Annotated in this window: 4 protein-coding genes; 1 reads left to right on the top strand and 3 read right to left on the bottom strand. The window is 73.6% G+C overall.

Translation table 11 applies throughout. The features are described 5' to 3' along the window. The first annotated feature begins 145 nt into the window (after positions 1-145). Positions 146-961: an N-acetylmuramoyl-L-alanine amidase gene (locus AB7J25_RS30195; RefSeq protein WP_428514724.1), complete on the top strand. Its 816-nt coding sequence runs from the start codon at positions 146-148 to the stop codon at positions 959-961. Positions 962-968: 7 nt separating this feature from the next. On the opposite strand, the gene AB7J25_RS30190 is transcribed toward AB7J25_RS30195, so the two are convergent. From AB7J25_RS30190 to AB7J25_RS30180, 3 genes are all read right to left on the bottom strand, one after another. Continuing rightward, complete coding sequence (locus tag AB7J25_RS30190; RefSeq protein WP_428514722.1) at positions 969-1958, bottom strand: DUF6158 family protein; 990 nt, start codon at positions 1956-1958, stop codon at positions 969-971. 107 nt (positions 1959-2065) lie between these two features. Further along, positions 2066-2809: an LLM class flavin-dependent oxidoreductase gene (locus AB7J25_RS30185; protein ID WP_428514720.1), complete on the bottom strand. Its 744-nt coding sequence runs from the start codon at positions 2807-2809 to the stop codon at positions 2066-2068. A 25-nt stretch (positions 2810-2834) separates the two neighbouring features. Next, a partial coding sequence (locus AB7J25_RS30180; RefSeq protein WP_428514718.1) for an acetoacetate--CoA ligase occupies positions 2835-4765 on the bottom strand: 1931 nt, incomplete at its 5' end.

Below are 4765 nucleotides of genomic sequence, written 5' to 3'. Positions count from 1 at the left end.
GGGTGGCTCGTCCTGCACCCCGTCGCCTGACGACGGCTCGTGCTTCCCTCCCGACACTGCGACGGCTGTCGGACCGCCTCGTGTCCCCCGGAGGTGGGAACTACTGTCGAACCGTCAGCCCGCCGCTCCCCGGAGAGACGTCCTCATGCTCCTGACCGACCTCGCGCAGGCCTGCCGCGCCTCGGGGCTTCCGGTCACGGAGGTGGCGGGCTGGGCGAGCCGTGGTCGCGGGCAGATGTCGGGCGTGCGGACCATCGTCTGCCACCACACCGCGGGGCCCGCCACCGGAGAGTTCCCGTCACTGAACGTCATTCGCGACGGGCGGCCCGGGTTGCCCGGGCCGCTGTCGCACCTGGGGCTCGGCCGCAGCGGGCGGGTGTACGTCATCGCCGCGGGCCTGTGCTCGCACACCGGCGCCACCTTCCACCCCGACCAGGGCAACCGCTTCGCGATCGGGATCGAGGCCGAGGCCACCGGCACCGCGGCCTGGCCGCGCGCCCAGCTGGACGCCTACGCCGGCCTGTGCGCGGCGCTGACACTGCACTACGGGCTCGGCGTGGGCCGGGTGCTCGGACACAAGGAGATCGCCGCCCCCGCCGGCCGCAAGATCGACCCCAACTTCGACATGGACGAGTTCCGCCGCACGGTGGCGCGACTCCGGGAGGACGACATGTTCACCGATGCCGACCGGCAGCTGCTCACCCGCCTCGCCCTGCGCGTCGACGTCGGGTTCGCGCGCGACCAGATCCTCACCGCGCTCGGTGTCGCCCACCCCGGTAGCGCACCCGCTGCGCTGACCGCTCAGCAGCTCGCTGCGATCGCACCCGCGCGCCGGGTCGACGTCGGCCTGGCCCGTGACCAGATCCTCGCCGAGATCGCGGCCCTGTCGGCGCGCATCGCCGAGCTCGAGGCACTCCTCACCCCCACCGAGCCACCGGAACCGGAGGCCTCCCCCTCGTAGCGCGCACTCACGGGCTCGCCGTCTCCCCCCGCACGCCGTCACCCAGCACGCGCTTGCGCAGCTCGCCGTCGGCGTTCTCGGTGAATCCGTGGTCCCGCAGCCACGACGCGGTCCGGGCGCGGGCTGGGTGCCCGTCGGGAACGACGTTGTAGACGTAGTTGATGTCCCGGGCCGCGGCCTCGTGCTCGAGCCGGTCGAGGATGAACGCCCCGACGCCGCTGCCGTGGCTTCCGGGCGCGACGACGAGAAGGATCTCGGCGTCTCCCCACGACTCGTCGAGCCGGCCGTACCCGACGACGCCGGTACCGTCCTCGACCCGCCACCACTCGTCGCCGAGCGGCGCGTCGGCCTCGGCGTGGATCCCGAACAGCGCGGGGTCCAGGTCGCCGAACACCGCGGCCTTGGCGGCGTTCCAGCGGGCCGGCGTCTCCCGGATCCACGTCCGTTCGACCAGCCGGGCGCGGCCGGCCGCAGTGAGCACCCGGTCGGCACCGTGCGTCGCCAGCAACGGCGGATCCAGCTTGTACAGCGTGGCCACCTCGGTCGGGCTCAGGCCCAGCTCGCGGGCGGTCTGGTGGGCTTCCAGCTTGTGCAGACGGCCGTCCGGCGTGTCGGCGAAGCGGCCGAGGAACCGGTTCACCGCCGCGGTGGGCCCGGTCCGCGCGGCCTGCACGGGTTCGGCCTGCGCCAGCTCGGCGAGCAGCGCGTCCATCTGCGTCTGGAACGACCGCACCGCCTGCCGGATCTGCTCGACCCGGCTCACACGCTCCGGCCCGGCGCCGCCCGCGCCCTGCCAGGTGCGCTTCGGGTGGCGGCGCAGGTACTCCCGTTCCAGCTCCAGCATCCGCTCGGTGTGGTGGCGGAACTGGTCGGCGCTGCCGTGCAGGAACACCCAGTTCCGCGTCGCGTGCGCCCGCGCGCCCTGCCGTTCCAGCTCGTCGTCGGAGAGCATGCTCGCGGGCAGGCCCTGGTGGTGGTCCGCCGACTGCAGGTCCATGGCCGATCTCCCTCGCGTGCGTGGTCGCGTGTCGCCCGTCTCCTTCCTCGTACGTGCTGACGGGCCCGATGTCCACCGCAGCCGCGCCGAGGGGTCTGTGACGGCGCTCAGGGGACGAGGGTCCTGACCTGTTCGGGCCGCGGCCCGCCCGGCTCGAACAGCACGACGGCGTCATCGAAACCAGCCTCCGCGTAGCGGTGCAGCCGCTCGCCGACCGGGCCGAGATCCCCCTCTCCCGCCACCCGGACGGCGCACACGACCGCCCGCCCGCCACCGGCCGCGCGGTACCGCTCGTGCGCGGCGACGATCTGGTCGGCGGTGCGGCGGTGGTCCGAGGCCAGCCAGCCGTCGAACTCCCGGGCGGCCCGCTCGACCTTGGCGCCCCACGAGCCGAGCAGGATCGGCACGTCCACCCCGGTGGGGGCGAGATCGGCGCGCTCGTCGCACCCCCGGGCGAGCAGGACCCGCAGCCGCGCGAGGTTCTCGTCGAAGGTCCGGAAGCGCGCGGGGTGGTCCCGGTCGAACGTGGCGGAGTCGGCCCGGGTCGACCCGGGGCTGACACCGAGGGCCAGGCGGTCGCCGCACACGGACGCGAGCGACAGGATCCGGTGGGCGAGATCGGCCGGATGGTGCAGCGGGACCTGCACGGTGGCCGTTCCCAGCTCCACGCCGTCGGTGGCCGTGGCCGCCGCCGCCAACGTCACGAACGGGTCCGGGACCAGGTGCCCGCGCCCGATCACCTCCGGTGTCCACAGGCTCTCGAAGCCCTCGCCCACCAGCCGCCGCGCCCACTCGGCGACCGGGTACGGCGGCGCCGCCGACAGGTGGACGAGCGTCGCGCCCAACCGCATGCCCGCCTCCCCGACCGCGACGCCGTCAGCTCGACGGCGCCAGCCGGTCCGCGGCGAACCGCGCGTACCAGCGCAGCGCGTCCGGGTCGTCAACCGAGGCGAGGTTCGCGGCCTTCTCCAGCGGCCTGCCCGCCAGCAGCTTCTTGACCGGCACCTCCAGTCGCTTGCCGCTCAGCGTGTGCGGCACGGCGGGGGCGGCGAGGATCTCGTCGGGGACGTGGCGGGGTGTCAGCCGGGTGCGCAGCGTGCTGACGATCTTCCGCTTGAGCTCGTCGTCCAGCTCGTGCCCGGCTGCGGGCACCACGAACAGCCCCAGCCAGTACCCGTCGTCGGGCTGCTCCAGGCCGATCACGAGGGTCTCGGCGATCTCCGGCATCGTCTCCAACACGTCGTAGAAGTCGCTGCTGCCCAGCCGGACGCCCTGCCGGTTGAGCGTGGAGTCCGACCGGCCGTGGATGGAGACCGAGCCGTCGGAGTGCATCGTCACCCAGTCCCCGTGCCGCCACACCCCGGGCCAGGTCTCGAAGTAGGACTCCGTGTAGCGCGCCGCATCCGGGTCGTTCCACAGGTACACCGGCATCGACGGCATCGGCTGGGTGACGACGAGGTCGCCCACGGAGTCCACCACCGGCCTGCCGTCCTCGTCCCAGGCGGCGCAGTCGACCCCGGCGAGCTTGCCGCCGATGCGGCCCACCTGCACCGGGGCGTACTCGTTCGCCCCGACGAAGGCCCCGGAGATGTCGGTGCCGCCGCTGGTGGAGTCGATCCGCAGGTCCGGGCTGACGTGCTCCATCACCCAGTGGTAGCCGGCGGGCGGCAGCGCCGAGCCGCTGACCATGACGTGGCGCAGCCCGCTCAGGTCCCACGCCTGGCGGGGCGAGACACCGCTGTTGGCCGACGCCATGATCACCGCCGCACCGAGCCCCATGACGTCCGACCCGGTGCGGGCGGCCACCTCCCACACCGCGCCCGCCGGGTACCCGGGGCTGCCCTCGTACAGCACCATCGACGCGCCCTGGGTGAGCACGAACATCTGCATGTTCCACAGCGCCCAGCCGGTGGAGGTGAACATGAAGTACCGCTCGCCCTGACGCACCCCGGCGTAGAGCCCTGACCACTTCAGGCCCTCCAGCGTGATCCCGCCCTGGGAGTGCACCAGGCCCTTGGGCAGCCCGGTGGTACCGGAGGTGAACAGCACCCACAGCGGGTGGGAGAACTCGACCTGCTCGAACTCCGCCGGCACGTCGCGCGCCACGAGCTCGTCCCACGGCGTCGCGCCCTCGGGGTGCGGCCGGTCGAACACGTACGGGACGTGGACGACATGGCGCACCGTCGGGAGATTCGCGGCGAGCTGCGCCACGACGTCCGCGCGGTCGATCTCCTTGCCGTTCCAGTGGTAGCCGTCCGCCGCGATGAGTACGACGGGTTCGAGCTGGGCGAGGCGGCCGATGGTGCCGTCGGCGCCGAAGTCCGGGGAGCAGCACGCCCACACGGCGCCGACCGCCGCCGCGGCGAGGGAGGCGATCACCGCGTGTTCGGTGTTCGGCAGGTAGGCGCCCACCCGGTCGCCGGGACGCACACCGGCGCGGCGCAACCACCCGGCCACCGCCGCCACCGACCGGCGCAGCTCCCCGCGGGTGATCTCCCGCGCGGGCGACCCGCCCTCCTGGACGCACACCAGCGCGACCTCGTCGTCGGCCCCGCGACGGAGGGCCTGCTCGGCCCAGTTCAGCCGGGCCCCGGTGAACCACCGGGTGTGCGGCATCGGGTCCGCCGTGCGGACCTGCGTCCACGGCGCGGAGAACCCGACCTCGTAGTAGTCGACCAGTGAGACCCAGAACCGGTCGATGTCCTCGATCGACCACGCGTGGAAAGCGTCGTGGTCCGGGAACGGACGGCCCTCCCGCTTCTCCAGCCAGTTCAGGTATTCGCGCAGCGCGGAGCCCTCGATGCGGG

Origin of the sequence: Pseudonocardia sp. (assembly GCF_050246655.1) — a bacterium.
GTDB lineage: Bacteria > Actinomycetota > Actinomycetes > Mycobacteriales > Pseudonocardiaceae > Pseudonocardia.
Note: the sequence above shows the minus strand (reverse complement) of the source record. Positions and strands in the feature narration are given on the sequence as shown.